This window comes from Cupriavidus pampae, from assembly GCF_914271485.1.
Classification (GTDB): domain Bacteria; phylum Pseudomonadota; class Gammaproteobacteria; order Burkholderiales; family Burkholderiaceae; genus Cupriavidus; species Cupriavidus pampae.
Map to the genome: position 1 here is coordinate 554,828 of NZ_CAJZAG010000002.1, position 20,859 is coordinate 575,686.

Below are 20,859 nucleotides of genomic sequence, written 5' to 3' on the forward strand. Positions count from 1 at the left end.
GGCTAGCAGCTACTTCTTGAGCGGCGGCTCGCCTGTGCTGGGATCCGGCGTGGCAGCCACCGGCGGTGTGTAGGCACCCGGATTGGCGCAGGCGGCAGCCTGCGCTGGCGGGCGTACGTCCTTGCCGCGTGCCTTCATGTCGCTGAAGTAATGCGCGGCAACCTTGTCCTGCGCATTGCAGAGCTGATACGCCGCCACCTTGTCAGCCCACGCGGCGCGTGCCTTGGTGTCTTCCGCCTTGGCCTTCTGCGCGTCGGTTGGCGGGGGCAGCTTGGCAAGTACCGTCTGGGCGCTGCCGCACGCCGCGGCCAGGACGATGAGCATCGCGATGCATTTCATGGTCGGGCTCCATCATGGAGACGTGATCGGGGGGACGCGATTGGGGGGGAAGTCGGCGATCCGAGCATCTCAAGCCTCACCGGGTCGGGGCCGACGCGAAGGCTCCGCACCCGGCGGGGTCGATCGCTGAGCCGGAATCTTGCCGGCCTTGATATCGTCGTACCACAATTCGTGATGCTCCTTGGCCCACGCCTCGTCCACCCAGCCGTGGCGCATGGCGCGATACGCGCCCTCCATGCCGATGGTGCCCATATAGATATGGCCGAGCGACATGGCCATCATCAACACGGCGGCAATACCGTGCACGACGTTTGCAATCTGCATGGTGGCGCGGTAGTAATCGAGCCCCGGCACGATCATGTCCAGCACCCACCCCGATGCGGACAGGATGAGTCCAAAGAACACCAGACCGCCCCAGAACCACAGCTTTTCGCCGGCATTGAAGCGGCGGCTCGGCACATGCTCGCCGCTCACCATGCCGCCCATGCTCTTGAGCCAGCGGATGTCCTCGCGCCCGGGGAAGTTGTCGCGCACAAAGAACACGAATCCAACAATGATCGCAAACGTGAAGATCGGGCCGACGAGGTTGTGAACGTTCTTCAGCAGATACGTCAGCCAGCCGAACAACGTATGCCCCATGATCGGCAGCAGGAAATGCTTGCCGAACAGCATGATGATGCCCGAGACCGCGAGCAGCACAAACGAGATCGCCATGGTCCAGTGGACGATGCGTTCGATCGGCGTAAAGCGCTCGATCAGCCGTCCCGTGCGCGGCTCCCGCAGCGGGATGGTGCCCCGCCATGCGAAGAACGCGAGAATGGCCAGCGGCACGACCACCAGCAGCCAGCCACCCCATACGGTAATCACGCCATTGCGAAACAGGCGCCATTGCTGACCCGTGCGCTGGATCAGCACGCCGGCTTCCTTGGCCGGCAGGCTGCTGTAGTGGGCCTGGTCGGAGTTGACCTCACGCCAGACCGGCGCGTTGTTGCCGGGCTGGGTCACCGAACGTTGTTGCTGGCTGCGCGCTTCGTCGGCAATATCGCGGCGCGGCACATTGAAGATATTCTCCGATGCCACGCCGGCGAACGGCTGCACGGGATGGGTGGCCGGATTGTTCGCATCCGCCGCTGGGGCGGCCTGCGGCGCGGAGGCCGGCGCCTGCGCGGCAACGCCACCGCTGGCCAGTGCCAACACAGCCAGCGCGGCGGCGGCAAACCATGCTCGCCAGCCATACGTATTCTGCGTGGGGCTCATATACGTTCCTCCGAATCGCTCCGACCGGTTTGCCACGACCTCATGGCGAGCGGACGTATTCGTTCTGGTACTGGTTGCGCTCGCGGATCTGATTCTGCCAACTGGTCTTGTCACCCGGCGTCCACCCCTTGGCAACGAACGGATCGCCGGGCGCACCCTCGTAGGCGGGCGTATCCGCCTTCGCGTGCGAGCCACCGATGGTCTGCGGCTTCTCCCCACAGGCGACCAGCAGCGCGCCCGCCACAACCAGCGTGGCCACCGTCGAAATGCGCGTCATGATGGTTTTCCTCCATTGGCTGGCTTGGGACCCGCAGGCGCGGCCGGAGCGACCGGCGCCGCCGCCTGGCCACCGTTCTTGCCATAGGCGGTCCCCCAGCCAAACACATCCGCGCCCGCACCGCGTTTGATCACGCGGTTGCGCAGGATGTCGGCAATCACATCCCCATCGCCGCCCAACAGCGCCTTGGTGGAGCACATCTCCGCGCACAACGGCAGCTTGCCTTCAGCCAGGCGGTTGCGCCCATACTTCTCGAACTCCGCCTCGGAGCCGTTCTTCTCCGGCCCGCCCGCGCAGAAGGTGCACTTGTCCATCTTGCCGCGTGCGCCGAAGGTACCCGTGGATGGGAACTGCGGCGCGCCGAATGGGCAGGCATACGAGCAGTAGCCACAGCCGATGCAGACGTCCTTGTCGTGCAGGACTACCCCGTCGTCGGTGCGATAGAAGCAGTCGACCGGGCAGACCGCCATGCAAGGCGCGTCCGAGCAGTGCATGCAGGCCACGGAGATCGATTTCTCCGCGCCTTCGATGCCATCGTTGACGGTGACGACACGGCGCCGGTTCACGCCCCACGGCACCTCGTGCTCGTTCTTGCAGGCAGTGACGCAGCTATTGCACTCGATGCAGCGCTCGGCGTCACAGATGAATTTCATGCGGGCCATGATGTCGTCCTGGTGTTAGATGTCGAGCGTTCAGGCAAAGCGTTCGATCTGGCAGATCGTGGTCTTGGTTTCCTGCATCATCGTCACCGAGTCGTAGCCGTAGGTAGTCGCAGTGTTGACCGCCTCGCCGCGCACGATGGGCATCGCGCCCGCCGGGTAATAGTCCTTCAGATCCTTGCCTTCCCACCATCCCGAGAAGTGGAACGGGATGAAAGCGGTGTCCGGGCCCACGCGCTCGGTCACCAGCGCGCGCACCTTGATGCGGGCACCGGTCGGTGTCTTCACCCAGCAGAAGTCACCATTGCGGATACCGCGATCGGATGCCGCGCGCGGATTGATCTCCACGAAGTTCTCCTGCTGCAGTTCGGCCAGCCAGGGGTTGGAGCGGGTTTCCTCGCCACCGCCCTCGTACTCCACCAGTCGGCCGGATGTCAGGATGATTGGGAACCTCTCGTAAACCTTGTTCTCGATATTGCGCTGCTGAACGGTCTTGTACAGCGTAGGCAGGCGCCAGAACGCCATCTTGTCGTCATGGGTCGGGTATTTGGCCACCATGTCGGGACGCGTGGAATACAGCGGCTCGCGATGCAGCGGAATCGGGTCCGGGAAGTTCCATACCACCGCGCGCGCCTTGGCGTTGCCGAACGGATGGCAGCCATGGTTTTTCATCACCACGCGCTGGATGCCGCCGGACAGGTCGGTCTTCCAGTTCTTGCCTTCGGCCGCCGTCTTCTCCTCGGCGGTCAGTTCATCCCACCAGTTCAGCTTCTTGAGCAGCACGTGGTCGAACTCGGGATAGCCCATCGTAATTTCCGCACCGAGCGAGCAGGAACCGTCTTCGGCCAATAGATTGACGCCATCGCGCTCCACGCCGAAATTGGCACGGAAGTTACCGCCTCCGTCCATCACATGCTTGCCGGTGTCATACAGGTTCGGCGAACCCGGGTGCTTCAGTTCCGGGTTGCCATAACATGGCCATGGCAGGCCGAAGTAGTCGCCGGTCAGGTCATAGCCGGTGGCGGCATCCTTGCCGCCCTCGCAGCGCAATGTCTTGGCGTTGAACTTCTCCATATTGCGCATGTGGGCCTTGAGCCGTTCCGGCGACTGCCCGGTGTAGCCGATGGTCCAGTGGCTGCGGTTGATCTCGCGCAGAATGGACTCGGGCTCCGGCTCCATCCACGTGCGGCCCGCGCGCTTGACCTCGATCATCTTGTAGTTTTTCGACAGCTCCTTGCCGAAGCCCAGCCTGTCGGCAAACGCCTGCATGAGCGTATGGTCGGGCATCGATTCAAAGAGCGGCTCGATGACCTTCTCGCGCCATTGCAGCGAGCGGTTGGAGGCCGTGCACGACCCTGACGTCTCGAACTGCGTGCAGGCGGGCAGCAGATAGACCGCGCGGTTGGGGTTGACCTTCTCGCCCTCGGCCGGTGGCATGTTGGCCATCGCCGCGGTTGCCGACGGATAGGGGTCGACCACCACCAGCAAGTCCAGCTTGTCCAGCGCCGTTTTCATCTCCAGCCCGCGTGTCTGGGAGTTCGGCGCATGGCCCCAGAAGAACACGCCGCGCACGTTGTTGTCCTGATCGATCAGGTCGTTCTTCTCGGTGACGGTATCAATCCAGCGGGACACGGTGGCGCCCGACTTCTCCATCATCGCCTGCGAGGCGAACTGTTTCTTGATCCATTCATAATCCACGCCCCAGACGGCCGCGTAGTGCTTCCATGCACCCGTGGCCAGCCCGTAGTAGCCCGGCAGCGAATCGGGATTTGGCCCCACGTCGGTGGCGCCCTGCACATTGTCGTGCCCGCGGAAGATATTGGCGCCACCACCGGACACCCCGATATTGCCCAGCGCCAGCTGGACGATGCACGAGGCGCGCACGATGGCATTGCCGATGGTGTGCTGGGTCTGGCCCATGCACCAGACCAGCGTGCTGGGCCGGTTTTCCGCCATGACCTGGGCGACCATCTTTACCTGTGCCTCCGGCACACCGCACACCTCCTCCACCTTGTCCGGCGTCCAGTTGGCGAGCACGTTCTCCTTGACCTTGTCCATGCCATACACGCGATCGTGCAGGTACTTGGGATCTTCCCAGCCGTTCTGGAAGATGTGGTACAGCACGCCGAACAGGAAGGCGATATCGGTGCCCGAGCGGATGCGCACATAGTGCTCGGCCTTGGCGGCGGTGCGCGTATAGCGCGGGTCCACCACAATGATCTTGCAGCCGTTCTCCTTGGCATGCAGCAGATGCAGCATCGACACCGGGTGGGCCTCGGCCGCGTTGGAGCCGATATACAGCGCCGCTTTCGCGTGCTGCATATCGTTGTACGAGTTGGTCATCGCCCCGTACCCCCAGGTGTTCGCCACGCCTGCCACCGTAGTGGAGTGGCAGATGCGCGCCTGATGGTCGGTATTGTTGGTGCCGAAGAACGACACCCATTTGCGAAGCAGGTATGCCTGCTCGTTGCTGTGCTTGGAGGAGCCGACGAAGAACATCGAATCGGGTCCGCTCTGCTGGCGAATCTCCTTCATCTTTGCGGTGACCTCGTCGAGCGCCTGATCCCACGTGATGCGCTGGTACTTGCCATTGACGAGTTTCATCGGGTACTTCAGACGGTATTCGCCGTGGCCATGCTCACGCAGCGCAGCGCCCTTGGCGCAGTGCGCGCCCATGTTGATGGGCGAATCGAACACCGGGTTTTGCCGTACCCACACGCCGTTCTGCACCACCGCATCGACCGCGCAGCCGACCGAACAGTGGCCGCAGACGGTGCGCTTTACCACGATGCTGCCGTCGCCCTTCCCGGCCGCCGCGGCTCCGGCTTTCTCATCGGCCGCGTCCGCCTTGCGCAGCAGCGCCAATTGCGAGACCGCGAGGCCGGTCCCGACGCCGATACCGGAGCGTTTCAGGAAGCTGCGCCGGTCCATGGTCGGCATGGCGCCGGCCAGGCCCGCCGCGAGCCGCATGGATAGGCGGCCGGACGTCGCCGCTGCTTTCGCCTGTGTGGTGCCGTCAGCCAGCCGGGTCGATGCGCCCTGTGCCGCGCGCTTGCGGGTCAAGATCATGTCTCACCTCGAAAGAGGAAAGCGGAACTTCAGCAAAAACCGGAGACGCGAACGCGCCTATACCAGCGTCGACCGGTAGTACTTGCGAATATGCTCGGAAACCCGATAACCCTTGTGGTCCGAGGATACGTCGGTGGACTCGGGAATGGCGGCGTTCCGGGGTGAGGTCACCGGACTACGCGCGGTAAGCGCCGCGGCGCCGGCAGCCGCCGTAACAACACCAGCACCGGCGAGAAAGTTCCGGCGCGCGACCTTGGGTTGCGTCTCTTTCATGTGGGGCACCCGTCTGTTCGGCATTGGCATGCCGGTGTGTGAGTTTCTTATGCGTTGTTACGCATATTCTAGGAACAAAGCGGCGGGAAGAACATGACAATTGCGGGTTAATCCGGACGCGCATCTGCAAATTCAGTGCATTTCCAGCGCTACGGCTTCGATTTCCGCAAAGGCCCGCATCAGGTCGGCCACGCCTCGATAGAAGCGCGCTTGCGGATGACCATTTAATGCATCGCACAATTTCCCGACCCAAGGCTGCAGGTGCTGCGCGAAGAAACGTTGCTGCTCGCCCAGATTGGATACGCCAGGGTCTTCGCCGGCCACGAGGAACCGCATGACCTCGCACAGCGTGGCGATGTGATCCTCGGTTTCGCTGACGTCTTCGTGTCGGACCAGTCCGTAGCGCGCGAGGTTGTCGCGCAAGGCGATCAGGGGGCGCTCGTTCATGAAGCCGGTCAGGTAAAACGACCCATAAAGAATGACTTCGGGGCGGCCCACCCCAACGAAGAGCTCGCGGTACTCCTCGCCCGTCTCCGCCTCAGTGGCGACCGATGCGGCGTCGCACAATGCATTCCATGCGCGGCCCAGCACGGTCTCCGCGTCTTCGCCGTGTGCACGGCCGGCCGCGATATGCCGTAGCAACGCCGCGTCCGGGGCGCGGTAGAACAGCGTGGCCAGCAGGCCGTACAAGTCGGCGCGGGCAATATCTTCGTCGTCGTCAGGTACGGCGGCGCTCAGCTGAATGGGCTGGAAATCTGTCATGTCGCGATGGTTATCGTCTGGCCGGTTACCGGAGGGTGGCGCCGCTGACAGTCCCCGGGTCGCGTTCCATCATATCGACCACGCGGCAATCGGCACACATCTTCAAACGCTCGGCGGCCGCGCCAGCAAACGCCGGATGCCCGGCCAGGCGGACCAGCATCGACTCCACCAGCTGCGCAGTACCGAACGGCTTGTTGCAGCGCACGCAGTGGAACGGGCGTGTCTCAGCCAGCGTGACGGGTCGTCGTACCGAGTCCTCAGTCAGCAGGCGCGGCACGAGCGTGATCGCATCCTCCGGGCAGGTCTTTTCGCACAAGCCGCATTGCACGCAGTTGCGCTCGACAAAACTCAGCACCGGTTGCTCGGGGTTATCACGCAGCGCCTGACTTGGGCAGGTCCCCACGCAGGCCATGCACAAGGTGCACCTTGCCGTGTCCACCATCACCGCGCCGAGGGGCGCCGCGGCCGGCAGCGGCACCACGCCAGTCGGCATCGGTGCATGCCGCACCAGATGATCGAGTGTGAAATCCAGCATCTCGCGCTTGGCGGCGATGGCACCGAACGCCGCCGGCGGCAATGCATGACGGGTGGGCCGCAGCGCCGCGAGACGAGCGTCGAGGGCGTCCGCATCGCCGGCCTCGATCACGCACACCGCATCGCCGTCGTAGCCGAGGCCGGCCAGCAGCGTGTTGGCCACGTCCATCTGCTCACGCAGCGCAATGCGATACTGCGGTGCCTCGTCGCCGGTAAGCAGCACCGCCACGCGCGACGCGCCCCAGCACAGCGCCGCCAGCCAAAGCTCCAGCCCCACCGCCGCCGGATGAAACACCGATACCGGCATCACGTTCGGCGGCATGCCTTGCGCCTGACCGGCGCGCGCCGCGCGGCCGAGCGCCAGGATAGGCGGCGTACCGGAAGCTTCGCCGTGCAGCAACACTACGGCATCGCGACCACCCGCCGAACGATAGGCCGACAGCAGCGTGCGCAAGCGCTTGCCCAGTTCCTCGGGCCCCGGATACGCGTAGCTGATGGCGCCGCTCGGGCACACCGTGGTACACGCACCGCAGCCCATGCAGAGATTCGGCGTGACCTCGATGCGGCCCTTGCCGTCATGCCATTTAGAGACTATCGCCTGCGTCGAGCAGATATCGATACAAGCCGTGCAGCCGGTGGTCTGGTTGCGCCCGTGGGCACACAGGTTCTCCTTGTAGCGGAAGAACTTCGGCTTCTCGAACTCGCCCACCAGCTGGCTCAGCGCCAGCGCCTGTTGTTGCTGACGCAAGGCATCCCCCGCCGCGTGCAGGTAACCCTGCGGAGGCTGGTGCATGGTGAAGGCTGCCGCATCGTTGAGGTCGAAGATCAGATCGAAGCGACCTTCGGCAGTTGCCAGCGGCCGGTCGAAATCGATGGCCGCCGCCGCGCCACAGGCACGCACGCAATCGCGATGTGCGCGGCAGCGGTCCATGTCGATCTGATAACTGAAGTCGATCGCGTTTTCCGGACAGGCTTCGATACACGCGTTGCACCGCGTGCAGAGGTCCAGATCGATAGGATTGCCGTGCCCTGCTCCGGTGTCCCACGTGGCGTCGAACGCGCCGAGCCAGCCCGTCAGCGTGCGTAGCGTGCCGCTGTGCACCGGGTACGCGCGCGCGGCGGGCGCGGCGCCAGCTGTCACGCGCGTATCGCCGGCGGACAGCAGGACCGTGACTTCGAGCGACATGGCGGCGAAGTGCTCGGCCCACGGCAACGCGCGATCGGCTGGGCCCATCACGAGCACTGCGCCATCGGAACGGTAGTCCACCACCGGCACGGGCTCCGGTTCGGGCAACGCCGCTACGGCCAGCAGCGCGGCGATCTTGGCATTCGCGGTCTTGGGATCGCGCCGCGCGCCCTGCGACCAGCCGCCGGTCTCGCGTATGTTCACGAAGCGCACGGGCGCGGCGACCATGGGTCGGCCATTGCTGCCGCTGGCGGTCTGCGAGGCGACCTCGGCAAACAGGTGCTGCTCCTGCGTGCAGGCGACGATCACGTCGTCCACCCCGTCGAGGGCGGCCGTGAAGTCGCCGATCTCCCTGCGGCACAGCAGCCGATGAACCTTCAAGGGCCCACCATGGGCCTGCGACAACGCTGCGCCATCCAGCGGCATCGTGTCATTGCAATTGCAAATCAGCGTGGGCATGGCGAAGGTAGCTGACCGGTCCGAATACCCTTCTTTGAGGGTTGCGGGCCGGCGATTTGTGGGGAGTTTTTATTGTAGGCCCAGCATATCCGCCGGCCTACGCGTAGTTATCCGGGTGTTGTCCCGCCATCTTGCCCTGTTCGTTCGGGCTTGCTGGCATCGTCCTGCGTTGCATCGGGGATCGCTGCGGTCTGCACGAGGGGCTCCGGTAGCGCAACCGCTTCCATCGTTTCGTTTGTTTCCGCGCTCTCTTCGACATCGAAAAGTTTGAGCGTCTCGGACTGTCGCAGCCGGCGCAGGATGTCCGGAGGAATCGGGTCCGGCTTGCCGTAGTCGTCGATATAGGTATCGAGGCCGTCCATCACATTGAAGTGCGGGTCGGCAAACAGTGTCCTGAGTGCGGCGCGCTTGACGCTCTCGTCCACGCCGCGCGCGACAAAACGCGCGACATTGTCGCCTGGCTGCAATAGCGCCACGTCAGCCATGGTCGGCAGATCGGCCGGCGCTTCCGTGACCGCTGGGGTCTCTGGCGCGACGGCGATCGGTGATTGAGCGAGCGGGACCGGTGCGGGAGCGGCTGGCTCGTCGGGCACAGTGGCGCCCTCTCGCACCGCAGTCTTGCGGCGCGACCAGCGCGACAGGAAGGACGAATCGCTCATGGTTGCCCGCCCTCGTCAGTAACGCGCGCGATCTTCCGGCGCCTTGAACGACTCCGGCCGGCGGCGCTGTTTGGGTTCAGGGCGGTAGTTCTGGTCAACGTAGGCCTGTAGCCAGATGCGCTGGTCAGGTGCCAGCGGTACGTTTTCCACCGTTTCGCCGGCGTCGAGCCAGCGTCCGGCCTCGTTGTACGACAGTGAGACTGTGATGGGGACCGGTCGTGCCTCGTCCGCGGGAACGTCTTCCTGCATGCGCCACTGCACGAACCAGCAGGGCTGCACCGAGGTGAGATTGAGGTAGTAGCCTTCGCCCTGGTCGCGAAAAAGCGCGACCTCGAAGCCGGGATAAAGCCAGCGCGCGCCATGCTCGTCCTGCTCCAGGCGCATGGGCGCGATGCCAAACTCGCCCAGGTCTGGCCAGACCGCCTCGAGCTCCCATTTCCATGGCTGCCAGCGGCTCGCCAGCGCGACCCTGCGCATGACCACCGCCACGGTAACCGCCGGACGGACCTGCGACACTGACTCGGCACTAGGATTCACGGCAGACTCCGTTTATTCCCGCGTACATGGATGTTGCTGAGCGTATCACACGTCCGGAATCGCCGATAATCCACGCCATGAAACCGACGCTCACCACTTCGTCCGTGGACGAGAAAGCCCGCTTTCGGGTCGAAATCAAGCACGCCATCGCCATCGGCCCCGGCAAGGCCGATGTGCTCCAGGGGATCGCCGAAACGGGATCGATCGCCGAAACGGGCAGAAGACTGGGTATGAGCTACCAGAAGATCTGGACCCTCGTCTCGGCCATGAATGTCGACTTCGTCGAGCCACTGGTGCTCAAGCAACGTGGCGGCGCATCCGGCGGCGGAGCACAACTTACCGAGACAGGCGAGCAGGTGCTCAGGGTCTATCGGGCCATCGAACAGGAGGCGCAGCGGGCTATCGCCAAGCGTTTACCCGAACTACTTATGCTGATCCGACCCGACAGCCGCGAGGCGAATCGCGACTAAAGCCATTTCGGCGCAAAAGTACATATTTACGCATGTCCCTGCCTTTCGTTATATTAAAAAAAAGATATCGGTCCCACCCCCACAACTATCTGTAAGCGGCACGCATAAGTACGCCTTGTGCAGCGCCCGCGAAGCAGCGGAGACGCATGACCATGAGTCAGCACGAGCAAACGATCCGGATTTTCGAGCATCCGGGCGCGGGACGGCGCAAGGCCAAAGCCATGCCAAAAGGCCGCGGCATCGACCCACAAGCGGCTCATGACATTGCCCTGCTGCTCGGCGACAGTCCGCGGCGACGCGATCTGCTGATCGAGCATCTGCATCGCATACAAGACACCTACAAGCAGATCTCGGCCGCGCATCTGGCTGCGCTGGCCGACGAGATGAAGCTGGCGTTCTCCGAGGTGTTCGAGACCGCCACGTTCTATGCGCACTTCGACGTGGTCAAGGAAGGCGACCCGGCGATTCCACCACTGACGATTCGCGTGTGCGACTCGCTGACTTGCGCCATGCTCGGCGCGGAGAAGCTGCTGGGAGAGCTGCAGGAAGCATCCGGGCCCGGAGTACGCGTGGTGCGTGCGCCGTGCGTCGGGCGCTGCGACACGGCCCCCGTGGCGGAAGTCGGACACAACTTCATCGATCACGCGAATGCTCATAACGTGATGGATGCAGTGGAGCAGGAAGACACACATGTGCAGCTGCCCGACTACGTCGAGTACGAACAGTATGTCGCCGAGGGCGGGTACAAGTTGCTGAACAGCCTTCGTGCCGGGACTTTCGCCACGGAAGACCTGCTCAAGGTGCTCGACGACTCGAGTTTGCGCGGTCTGGGTGGCGCGGGCTTTCCTACCGGTCGCAAATGGCGCTCGGTGCTGAGCATGCCGGGCCCGCGCCTGATGGCGATCAACGGCGATGAGGGCGAACCCGGCACCTTCAAGGACCGCTATTACCTGGAACGCGATCCGCACCGTTTCCTGGAAGGCACGTTGATCGGCGCCCACGTCGTCGAAGCCGACGAGGTCTATATCTACATCCGGGACGAGTATCCGGCCGTGCGCGAGATCCTGGCGCGAGAGATCGACAAGCTCCCACCCGACGGGCCGACCCTGCATCTTCGGCGCGGTGCCGGCGCCTATATCTGTGGCGAAGAATCGGCGCTTCTGGAAAGTATCGAAGGCAAGCGCGGGTATCCGCGCCACAAGCCGCCCTATCCTTTTCAGGTGGGCCTGTTCGGCCGCCCCACGCTGATCAATAACGTCGAGACGCTGTTCTGGGTCCGCGATCTCGTCGAGAAAGGCGCGGACTGGTGGAAGTCTCAGGGCCGCAACGATCGTCAGGGCCTGCGTAGCTATTCGGTGTCTGGCCGCGTCAAGAATCCTGGCGTCAAGCTGGCCCCTGCCGGCCTCACCATTCGCGAGCTGATCGAAGAGTACTGCGGTGGCATGGCGGATGGCCACACGTTCCGCGCGTATCTGCCCGGCGGTGCCTCTGGCGGCATGCTGCCGGCGTCGATGGACGATATCCCGCTCGATTTCGGTACGCTGGAGAAATACGGCTGCTTTATTGGCTCCGCAGCGGTAATCGTTCTGTCCGATCAGGACGACATCAGGCAGGCCGCGCTCAATCTCATGCGCTTCTTCGAGGACGAGAGCTGCGGTCAGTGCACGCCCTGCCGCGTCGGCACGCAAAAGGCCGCGCTGCTGATGACCGAGGACGTCTGGGACCAGGAGTTACTGGGCGAGTTGAGTCAGGCGATGCGGGACGCATCCATCTGTGGCCTGGGCCAGGCGGCGTCCAATCCATTGACGAGCGTCCTCAAATACTTCACTGAATTGTTTCCGGCACAGGGGCGCGCGCAATGAACTCCATCCAGTTCGAACTAGACGGACAGACGGTCGAGGCGGCCCCCGGGGAAACGATCTGGCAGGTCGCCAAACGCGTTGGCACCGAGATTCCGCATCTGTGTTATTCGCCGGAGCCCGACTATCGCGCGGACGGCAACTGCCGCGCCTGTATGGTCGAAATCGAGGGCGAGCGCGTGCTGGCGGCATCATGCAAACGCACCCCCGCCGTCGGTATGAAGGTGAAGTCCGAAAGCGCACGCGCGGTATCAGCCCGCAAGATGGTGATGGAGCTGCTGGTCGCCGATCAGCCGGCGCGTGCCACGTCGCACGATCCGGACTCGAAATTCTGGCAATGGGCCGACAAGACCGGTGTCACCGAGAGCCGGTTTCCGGCCGCGGAGCGCTGGGAGGCAGATACCAGTCACAATGCGATGCGCGTCAACCTCGATGCCTGCATCCAGTGCGGCTTGTGCGTACGCGGTTGCCGTGAAGTGCAGGCGAACGATGTCATCGGCATGGCCTATCGGGGCCATGAGGCGAAGATCGTTTTCGACTTCGACGATCCGATGGGCGAGTCCACGTGCGTGGCCTGCGGTGAATGTGTGCAGGCATGCCCGACCGGTGCATTGATGCCTTCCGCCCTGCTCGACGAAAACCAGACCCGCGTCAACTATCCGGACAAGCAGGTCGACTCGCTGTGCCCGTTCTGCGGCGTCGGCTGCCAGGTGACTTACCAGGTCAAGGACAACAAGATCCTGTACGCGGACGGCAAGGATGGCCCCGCCAACCATAACCGTCTTTGCGTCAAGGGTCGCTTCGGCTTCGACTATATTCATCACCCGCATCGCCTGACCACACCGCTGATCCGTCTGCCGAATGCGAAGAAGGATTGGACCGATCAGGTGGATCCGGCCAACCCCTACACGCACTTCCGCGAGGCTACGTGGGAAGAGGCGCTCGATGTCGCCGCGCGCGGCCTCGCCGGTATTCGCGACACGCAGGGCGTCAAGGCGCTGGCGGGCTTCGGATCGGCCAAGGGTTCCAACGAAGAGGCGTACCTGTTCCAGAAACTGGTGCGCGCGGGCTTTGGATCTAACAACGTCGATCACTGCACGCGACTCTGCCATGCGTCCTCGGTGGCGGCGTTGATGGAGGGGCTGAATTCCGGCGCTGTATCGGCGCCGTTCGAAGCGGCACTCGACGCGGAAGTCATCATCGTGATCGGCGCCAACCCGACCGTGAACCATCCGGTGGCGGCCACGTACATCAAGAACGCCGCCCGCCGCGGTGCCAAGCTCATCGTGATCGACCCGCGGCGGCAAAGCCTGTCGCGGCATGCGCATATGCATCTGGCTTTCAAGCCCGGCAGTGATGTAGCGCTGCTCAATGCCATGCTGCACACGATCATCACGGAGGGGCTGACCGACGACCAGTACATCGCCGATCACACCGAAGGCTACGAGGAACTCAAGGATCGGATCCTCGACTTCTCGCCCGAGAAGATGGAGCCGATCTGCGGCGTACCGGCGGCGGCGCTGCGTGAAGTGGCGCGTCTCTATGCCAAGTCGAAGGCTTCGCTGATCTTCTGGGGCATGGGTATCAGCCAGCATGTGCACGGCACGGACAATGCCCGCTGCCTGATCGCGCTGGCGCTGGTCACCGGTCAGGTGGGTCGTCCGGGCACCGGTCTGCATCCACTGCGTGGGCAGAACAATGTGCAGGGCGCATCCGATGCGGGGCTGATCCCGATGTTCCTGCCGGATTACCAGTCCGTAAAACGCACCGATCTGCGCGCGCCGTTCGAGCATGTCTGGCAGCAGGACATCGACCCGGTGCCCGGCTTGACCGTGGTCGAGATCATGGGCGCCATTCACGCCGGTACCATCACCGGCATGTACATCGAGGGCGAGAATCCGGCGATGTCCGATCCGGATCTTCAGCATGCGCGGCAAGCGCTTGCCATGCTCGAGTTCCTCGTCGTGCAGGATTTGTTCGTGACCGAGACCGCGTTCCATGCGGACGTGATTCTGCCGGCTTCCGCATTTGCCGAGAAAGTTGGCAGCTTCACCAATACCGATCGCCGCGTGCAGCTTGCGCGCCAGGTCATCGAGCCGCCCGGTGACGCGCGTCAGGATCTCTGGATCATCCAGGAGATCGCAAAGCGTATGGGACTCGACTGGAACTATCGTGGCCCGGCCGACGTGTTTGCGGAAATGACTCAGGTCATGCCGTCCCTGAAGAACATCACGTGGGAACGCCTTGAGCGCGAAGGCGCGGTGACGTACCCCGTGGCGGGACCCGAGGTGCCAGGCGACGACATTATCTTCACCGGTGGATTCCCGACGGCCAACGGTCGCGCGAAGATCGTGCCCGCGCATATCCGGCCACCGGACGAAATTCCGGATGCCGACTACCCGATGGTGCTGTCCACTGGCCGCATTCTCGAGCACTGGCACACGGGCTCGATGACGCGCCGCTCGACGGTGCTCGATGGTATCGAGCCGGAAGCCGTCGCGCTGATGTCGCCGAAGGACATGCACCGCCTGGGATTGCGGCCGGGCGAGTTTGCGCGCCTGTGGACGCGCCGTGGCGCGGTCGAGGTCAAGGTCCGTTCAGATAGGGATGTCCCTGAGAACATGATCTTCATGCCCTTCTGCTATGCTGAGGCGGCCGCCAACCTCTTGACGAATCCCGCGCTCGACCCTATGGGCAAGATCCCCGAGTTCAAATTCTGTGCAGTACGCGCCGAGCGCGCTGACACTCCAGCGACCGTGACCTGATGCGTGTGATCGGACTTGCGGGATGGAGCGGCGCGGGCAAGACCACCTTGATCGCGAAGCTTATTCCCGAACTGAGAAAGCGAGGCTTCACCGTGTCCACGCTGAAGCATGCGCACCATGAGTTCGATTTCGACCAGCCGGGCAAGGACTCGTACGTCCATCGCGATGCCGGCGCGACGGAGGTCCTTGTCGCGTCGCGCATGCGGTGGGCCATCATGCACGAGCTACGCGACGCATCGGAACCCAGGCTTGGCGAACTCCTGCAACGCCTGAGTCCCGTTGACCTCGTGCTGGTCGAAGGCTTCAAGTCGGAGCGCCATGCGAAGATCGAAGTCCATCGCAGCGCCAATGCAAAGGGTTGGCTTCACCCGCAAGACCCCACTATCGTGGCGGTCATCAGCGACATCACGCCATCGACGTCGTTGCCTTACGTGCATCTGGATTGCGCGGGCGAGGCCGCGGAACTGGTGCTCAGGTTTGCGAGTCCGCTAAAAGAGACAATCGATCGTCTGGCCTGAACCCGTGGTTCCGTGGTGTATCGTATAGGCAATATTCGATACAACACGGGGGACTGCAGAATGACAAGCCTGAAGACACGCGTCGTCGTCTTTGCGATGGCATTGGGACTCTCGACGATGGCCGTGCCAGCCATGGCGCAACAGGTCATCAAGCTGTCCACCACGACGAGTACGGACAATTCAGGCTTGCTGAAGTATCTCCTCCCCATTTTTGAAGCAAAAACGAATACCAAGGTCAACGTCATTTCCGTCGGCACTGGCAAGGCGCTCGAGCTGGCCAAGAATGGCGATGTCGATGTCACCCTGGTACACGCGCGCCCTTCCGAAGATAAATTCATGGCCGAAGGCCATGGTGTCAATCGGCGCGATGTCATGTACAACGACTTCATCATCGTCGGGCCATCCAGCGATCCGGCCGGCATCAAGGGCAGCAAGGACGTGATTGCCGCGATGAAGAAAATCGTGGATAAGAAGGCGAAATTCATCTCGCGCGGCGACAATTCCGGCACCGACCAGATGGAAAAGAATTACTGGAAGGACGTTGGTACGAAGCCAGAAGGAAGCGCTTATATTTCGGCCGGAATGGGCATGGGTGAAGTGCTCAATATGGCGGCGGAAATGCAGGCCTACACGCTGACCGACCGGGCGACCTACGGCGCCTACCGTGCCAAGACCGGCCTGGTGATTGCCGTCGAGGGCGACTCCAGGATGTTCAATCCGTACGGCATCATCGCGGTCAATCCCGCCAAGTACAAGGACATCAACTACAAAGGTGCGATGCAGTTGATCGACTGGATCACCTCGACCGAAGGCCAGAAGAAAATCGCCGAATTCAAGGTGGATGGCGAGCAGCTCTTTTTCCCGAGCGCAAAGGCTGGCAATTAATTCTCATGCATCTGATAGAAGCGATCCGCGGCGCCTTTGCCCTGCTTTTTTCAGGCGACGCGGCCCTTTGGCAGATCATCTGGGTATCTGTGAAGACGTCGACCGTCGCGCTGTTGATCGCGACGCCGGTTGCCATTCTGATCGGCTATGCCATTGCCGCGCACAAGTTTCGGGGCAAGCGGATCGTCATCTGGCTGACGCAGGCGAGCCTCTCGCTTCCCACCGTGATGATTGGGCTGTTGCTGTACCTGCTGTTGTCCCGACAGGGCCCGCTCGGCAGCCTGCAATGGCTCTTTACGCAGTCCGGCGTCGTCTTTGGACAAGCTCTGATCGCCACGCCTGTTCTGGTTGCCTTTACGCTCGCGGCCGTTCAGGCGGCCGATGTACGCATCGCGGAGACCGCCATCACATTGGGCGCCTCGCGCTGGCGCACCATGTTCACCGTCCTGCATGAAGTGAGGTTCGGGGTCATGGCGGCCATCATCAATGGCTTTGGGCGCGTCATTGCGGAGGTCGGCAGCGCGATTATGGTCGGCGGCAATATCGAAGGCCAGACGCGGACCATCACGACAGCCATTGCCCTGGAAACCAGCAAGGGCGAGTTTGCGCAAGGCATCGCGCTTGGCATCGTGCTGCTCGCCATTGCGCTGATCATCAATGCGCTGCTGATGGTGCTGCAGGGCGATGTACAGAGCGCGACGGGGGCGTGATGACGGCACTATTGGTCGTGCAGGGTCTGCGCAAACGCTTTGGCGCGAGATTACTTTTCGATATCGAAACGCTGACAATCGACGCCGGCAGTGCCTATGTGCTGACCGGCTCGAATGGCGTGGGCAAAAGCACGATTCTGCGCATATTGGCCGGACTCGAAGCAGCCGAGGCGGCTGGGCTGACGTTCCTTGGCCAGCCGCTCGGGCTCTCGCCCTATCCAAAGACCCTGCGTCAGTCGGTGGCGTACGTGCACCAGCATCCGGTGATGTTTTCCACTACCGTGGTCAAGAATATCGGTTACGGGTTGGTGGCGCGAAAAGTACCGGCGCCCGAGATAGCAAGGCGCGTGGAAGCCGCCATGGAATGGGCCGGCGTGACGCATCTGGCTGCCAGACACCCACAGCATCTTTCAGGCGGCGAGAAACAGCGCGTCGCCCTGGCGCGTGCAAAAGTCCTGGAGCCAAAACTCCTGCTGCTGGATGAGCCCACCTCCAACCTGGACGGTTTCGCCAGGGAGCAAGTCATCGGATTGATCCCGGACATGACCCACGCAGGCAGCAGCGTCATCATGGCCTGCCACGACAAGGACCTGATCGGCATGCCCGGCGCCCACCGCATGAAACTGCGCGACGGCCGCCTGCAGATACGCGAAGCCTGAACTTTCCGCTGGTGTGGATCCTGCTGCTTGGCTCTTGTTAACGACGAGGCAAACAAGGCCAGCGCCTCATGTTCCATTATTTCGTACAATATTTGCTTTGGACGAAATTATGGAACATACTCCGGGTCATGCATTCTGGCACCCAAACTCAGCGCGTTCTCGATCTGGTTCGGCAGAAGGGACTGCTGCGCGCCAGTGATCTCGATGCCATCGATGTGCCTCGGGTCATTCTGACGCGGCTGACAAAAGCGGGCCTGCTCGAGAAAATTGGACGTAGTCTCTATCGCCTGCCCGACGCTCAGGCGTCGGAATTCGAGAGTCTCGGCACGGTTGCAACGATAGTGCCGCAAGCCGTGTTCTGCCTGCTGACAGCACTACAATTTCATGAGCTGACTACCCAGCTACCACGCCAGATCTGGATTGCCATGCCGCGTGGCAGCCACCCGCCTCGTATCGACTATCCGCCTGTCAAGATGGTGCAATTCAGAGACGATACCTACTCGGCTGGCGTGGAGGTCGTAGAGCGCGACGGTATCAACCTCAGGGTGTATAGCGCAGCAAAAACCGTTGCGGATTGCTTCAAGTTCCGTAACAAGATCGGGCTGGACGTGGCACTGGACGCGCTGAAAGACGCCCGGGCTCACGGGAAAGCCTCTGTCGATGACATCTGGCATTTCGCAAAGATCTGCCGTGTCGCCAACGTGATGCGCCCCTACCTGGAGAGTGTCGGATGAGCGTAATCACAACCAACAAAGCAGCATCTGTCCGTGCGCGCCTGCTCAATGTCGCCAAGGCACAAGGCCTGGATTTCAATCAGGTACTGGTGCGCTACGCCTTGGAGCGCATCCTCTATCGCCTGACCCAATCTCGGCACGCGGACCGCTTTCTGCTCAAAGGCGCGCTGCTATTCACGCTCTGGTATGACATGCCACACAGAGCCACGCGCGATGTCGACCTGCTAGGCTTCGGTGCCAGCGATCTCGACTCGGTGGAAGATGTCTTCCGAGACATCGCAGCCGTCTCGGCCGACGACGGCATTGTGTTCGATCCTGCCTCGGTAAAGGTCCAGCAAATCCGCAAGGAAGCGGGATACGGCGGCGTTCGCGTGATCATCACGGGCGATCTGGCCAAAGCCCGCTGCAGGACGCAGATCGACGTCGGCTTTGGGGACGCCGTCACGCCGGCACCGGTGGATTCGGTCTACCCAGTGCTACTGGACGACATGCCCGCCCCTCGGTTGCGCGCCTATCCGACTTACACCGTCATCGCGGAGAAACTTCATGCCATTGCCTTGCTCGGCATGACCAACACCCGCCTGAAGGACTACTTCGATCTATCGGTCGTGCTAGAGCGAGAGAATCTCGACCTAACTCTGCTGACCGCGGCGATCAAGGCCACCTTCGAAAGACGAGGCATGGCGATTCCTGAAACGCTCCCGATCGGCCTGACAGACGAGTTTGCGCACGACGTCTCCCGACAGGCACTGTGGTTGGCATTTCTCAAAATGAATGACCTCCCACCAGAACCACTGCCAGCCGTCATTGCTCGCTTGAGCACGGCCCTGGCTCCCGCGTTGAGCGTTGAGCGTTGAGCGTTGAGCGTTGAGCGTTGATTAATGGTTGCCTACGGCGCTGCGTCCTGGCCGCTAGTGACCACGGCTTTTGTGACCGAGTAGGTCGTCTCGACGGCGGTCGAAGCTACGCTTACAGCTGCGGAGCCCGCGGTGGTGGCCGCGGACACGGCCGCGCTACCCACGGCTGCCGTCGCACTGATAACGGTGCATCCGACCATCATCAACGCAGCCGCGACGACAACGAACCGAGTGACGGACCACTGCCCACGTCCAAATCTGCTCTCACCTACATCCATGACATTCTTCCAATCGAACAGCTCATCCGGCCAGCGTCGGTTAGTCTTGCTTGCCCGGCGGAAATCCATTTCGATTTCCCGAGCGTGGAATATACCTCTCCCCGCCTCGAGAAACAAAAAATGACACGTCGCCAGGAGAAGGCCGAACGGTGTGCGTGGTGACAGAGAGCGGAAAATTGTCTTTGCCGGAGATCAATCCACTTATTTCCCCGCCTGTACCGCCGACACTGTCGTGCCCGCCGCGTCGCCGGACTTGGCGGCGTCCGGGCTCGGCTTATCGACCGAAGTAAAGTTCGGATCCTGCTCCGTGGCTTCCGTGATGCTCACTATCCTCCGATCGAAGATGCTCACGCCCGCAAAGACGTTCACATCGCCGATGTGCGGAGTGAATGCGATGTAGTCGGGATCCTCTACGACGGGGTTGCTTTTGAGCTTGAGCGGCTGCTTGACGAAAACATACTGCCCGCTCACATACATCCATTTGGTCGCGTTGCGCGATGTCTTTCCACTTACGTCGCTCAGCATCACATCAACGCTTCGCTTCAGCGATTGCGACAATGCGAGCTTCAGCGAGCTCCCGTCATCCTTGTACCAGCCGTTGTCGCCGCCAAATGGACGTGCCTCGGCCGAAGCCGAAATATAGCGGCTGCTCCAGACCTCCTTGCCCGTCGCATCCTTCAAGGTCGTGCGCACAATCACGTACGGACGCACGTCGGTTTCATTGATGTAGCTGAGTACAGCAAACGGCAACAACTCCAGTTGCGAGGCTCCGGCACCAGCGTTGCCGAACTTCAGGTTGGTGTTAGGATCCGCGGCGAGCCCGTCCTTCACGAAGCCTTCCGTCGCGGCAGCCAAATCCTGCTTCGCCACGGCACTGCCATCACCGACAAGATTCTTCCCGCGCTCGGCATTGATGGCGCTACCCAAGAGCACGCCGACCGGGCCCAGCAGCAACCCGACGGCCTGCGCGCTCTGATGCCCACTCACAAACAAGCGCGAATTCGGAACCGCATAAACGCCAGTTGGCATCTCCGTCCAAGTGGACGGCAATTCTTGACTGACGCGAATGGACACGTCCTTCTGCGCCTGCGGAAATGGCTCCGTGTTGCGGAA

20 protein-coding genes are annotated in these 20,859 nt (G+C 62.5%); 9 read left to right on the forward strand and 11 right to left on the reverse strand.

The genetic code is table 11. The features are described from left to right. Window positions 1-9: 9 nt before the first annotated feature. The 10 genes from LDO41_RS06710 to LDO41_RS06755 all read right to left on the reverse strand — a co-directional run bounded on the left by LDO41_RS06710 (window position 10) and on the right by LDO41_RS06755 (window position 9,951). Window positions 10-339 carry a hypothetical protein gene (locus LDO41_RS06710; protein ID WP_223983520.1) on the reverse strand — a complete coding sequence of 110 codons (330 nt, stop codon included), beginning with the start codon at window positions 337-339 and terminating at the stop codon, window positions 10-12. Window positions 340-408: 69 nt separating this feature from the next. Beyond that, window positions 409-1,596, reverse strand: coding sequence for a formate dehydrogenase subunit gamma (locus tag LDO41_RS06715; protein ID WP_223983523.1), 1,188 nt, complete (start codon window positions 1,594-1,596; stop codon window positions 409-411). Between the two features lie 40 nt (window positions 1,597-1,636). Further along, window positions 1,637-1,873, reverse strand: a complete 237-nt coding sequence (locus tag LDO41_RS06720; protein WP_223983525.1) for a hypothetical protein — start codon at window positions 1,871-1,873, stop codon at window positions 1,637-1,639. Further along, window positions 1,870-2,535, reverse strand: a complete 666-nt coding sequence (fdh3B, locus tag LDO41_RS06725; RefSeq protein ID WP_223983527.1) for a formate dehydrogenase FDH3 subunit beta — start codon at window positions 2,533-2,535, stop codon at window positions 1,870-1,872. Before fdh3B ends, LDO41_RS06720 begins: the two co-directional genes overlap by 4 nt. Window positions 2,536-2,565: 30 nt before the next feature. Beyond that, complete coding sequence (locus tag LDO41_RS06730) at window positions 2,566-5,601, reverse strand: formate dehydrogenase subunit alpha (RefSeq protein ID WP_223983529.1); 3,036 nt, start codon at window positions 5,599-5,601, stop codon at window positions 2,566-2,568. A 57-nt stretch (window positions 5,602-5,658) separates the two neighbouring features. Next, on the reverse strand, window positions 5,659-5,874 hold the full coding sequence (locus LDO41_RS06735) for a twin-arginine translocation signal domain-containing protein (RefSeq protein ID WP_223983531.1): 216 nt from the start codon (window positions 5,872-5,874) through the stop codon (window positions 5,659-5,661). Between the two features lie 132 nt (window positions 5,875-6,006). Beyond that, window positions 6,007-6,636 (reverse strand): TorD/DmsD family molecular chaperone, encoded by a 630-nt coding sequence (locus LDO41_RS06740; protein WP_223983534.1) that lies wholly within the window; start codon window positions 6,634-6,636, stop codon window positions 6,007-6,009. A gap of 25 nt (window positions 6,637-6,661) precedes the next feature. Beyond that, window positions 6,662-8,815, reverse strand: a complete 2,154-nt coding sequence (locus LDO41_RS06745; RefSeq protein WP_223983537.1) for a 4Fe-4S binding protein — start codon at window positions 8,813-8,815, stop codon at window positions 6,662-6,664. A 107-nt stretch (window positions 8,816-8,922) separates the two neighbouring features. Further along, the gene (locus tag LDO41_RS06750; protein WP_223983540.1) at window positions 8,923-9,474 is read right to left on the reverse strand and encodes a DUF3306 domain-containing protein; all 552 of its coding nucleotides are present in this window, start codon (window positions 9,472-9,474) and stop codon (window positions 8,923-8,925) included. Between the two features lie 15 nt (window positions 9,475-9,489). After that, on the reverse strand, window positions 9,490-9,951 hold the full coding sequence (locus LDO41_RS06755) for a DUF3305 domain-containing protein (RefSeq protein WP_223984280.1): 462 nt from the start codon (window positions 9,949-9,951) through the stop codon (window positions 9,490-9,492). 137 nt (window positions 9,952-10,088) lie between these two features. Here LDO41_RS06755 and LDO41_RS06760 point away from each other — a divergent pair, with 137 nt between their 5' ends. From LDO41_RS06760 to LDO41_RS06800, 9 genes are all read left to right on the forward strand, one after another. Further along, on the forward strand, window positions 10,089-10,481 hold the full coding sequence (locus LDO41_RS06760; protein ID WP_223983543.1) for a winged helix-turn-helix domain-containing protein: 393 nt from the start codon (window positions 10,089-10,091) through the stop codon (window positions 10,479-10,481). Window positions 10,482-10,627: 146 nt separating this feature from the next. Next, the gene (locus tag LDO41_RS06765; RefSeq protein WP_223983545.1) at window positions 10,628-12,343 is read left to right on the forward strand and encodes an NADH-ubiquinone oxidoreductase-F iron-sulfur binding region domain-containing protein; all 1,716 of its coding nucleotides are present in this window, start codon (window positions 10,628-10,630) and stop codon (window positions 12,341-12,343) included. After that, window positions 12,340-15,105: a formate dehydrogenase subunit alpha gene (fdhF, locus tag LDO41_RS06770; RefSeq protein ID WP_223983548.1), complete on the forward strand. Its 2,766-nt coding sequence runs from the start codon at window positions 12,340-12,342 to the stop codon at window positions 15,103-15,105. The genes LDO41_RS06765 and fdhF overlap by 4 nt, the downstream gene beginning before the upstream one ends. Beyond that, the gene (mobB, locus tag LDO41_RS06775) at window positions 15,102-15,623 is read left to right on the forward strand and encodes a molybdopterin-guanine dinucleotide biosynthesis protein B (protein ID WP_318036278.1); all 522 of its coding nucleotides are present in this window, start codon (window positions 15,102-15,104) and stop codon (window positions 15,621-15,623) included. Before fdhF ends, mobB begins: the two co-directional genes overlap by 4 nt. 96 nt (window positions 15,624-15,719) lie before the next feature. Beyond that, window positions 15,720-16,508: a substrate-binding domain-containing protein gene (locus tag LDO41_RS06780; RefSeq protein WP_223984283.1), complete on the forward strand. Its 789-nt coding sequence runs from the start codon at window positions 15,720-15,722 to the stop codon at window positions 16,506-16,508. Window positions 16,509-16,513: 5 nt separating this feature from the next. Continuing rightward, window positions 16,514-17,218, forward strand: coding sequence for an ABC transporter permease (locus LDO41_RS06785; protein ID WP_223983553.1), 705 nt, complete (start codon window positions 16,514-16,516; stop codon window positions 17,216-17,218). After that, window positions 17,218-17,877 (forward strand): energy-coupling factor ABC transporter ATP-binding protein, encoded by a 660-nt coding sequence (locus tag LDO41_RS06790; protein WP_223983556.1) that lies wholly within the window; start codon window positions 17,218-17,220, stop codon window positions 17,875-17,877. Before LDO41_RS06785 ends, LDO41_RS06790 begins: the two co-directional genes overlap by 1 nt. Window positions 17,878-18,005: 128 nt before the next feature. After that, window positions 18,006-18,611, forward strand: a complete 606-nt coding sequence (locus LDO41_RS06795) for a type IV toxin-antitoxin system AbiEi family antitoxin domain-containing protein (RefSeq protein ID WP_223984286.1) — start codon at window positions 18,006-18,008, stop codon at window positions 18,609-18,611. Then, on the forward strand, window positions 18,608-19,468 hold the full coding sequence (locus tag LDO41_RS06800; protein ID WP_223983559.1) for a nucleotidyl transferase AbiEii/AbiGii toxin family protein: 861 nt from the start codon (window positions 18,608-18,610) through the stop codon (window positions 19,466-19,468). The genes LDO41_RS06795 and LDO41_RS06800 overlap by 4 nt, the downstream gene beginning before the upstream one ends. A gap of 479 nt (window positions 19,469-19,947) precedes the next feature. Here LDO41_RS06800 and LDO41_RS06805 read toward each other — a convergent pair whose 3' ends face one another. Continuing rightward, complete coding sequence (locus tag LDO41_RS06805) at window positions 19,948-20,820, reverse strand: hypothetical protein (protein WP_223983563.1); 873 nt, start codon at window positions 20,818-20,820, stop codon at window positions 19,948-19,950. Window positions 20,821-20,859: the final 39 nt, after the last annotated feature.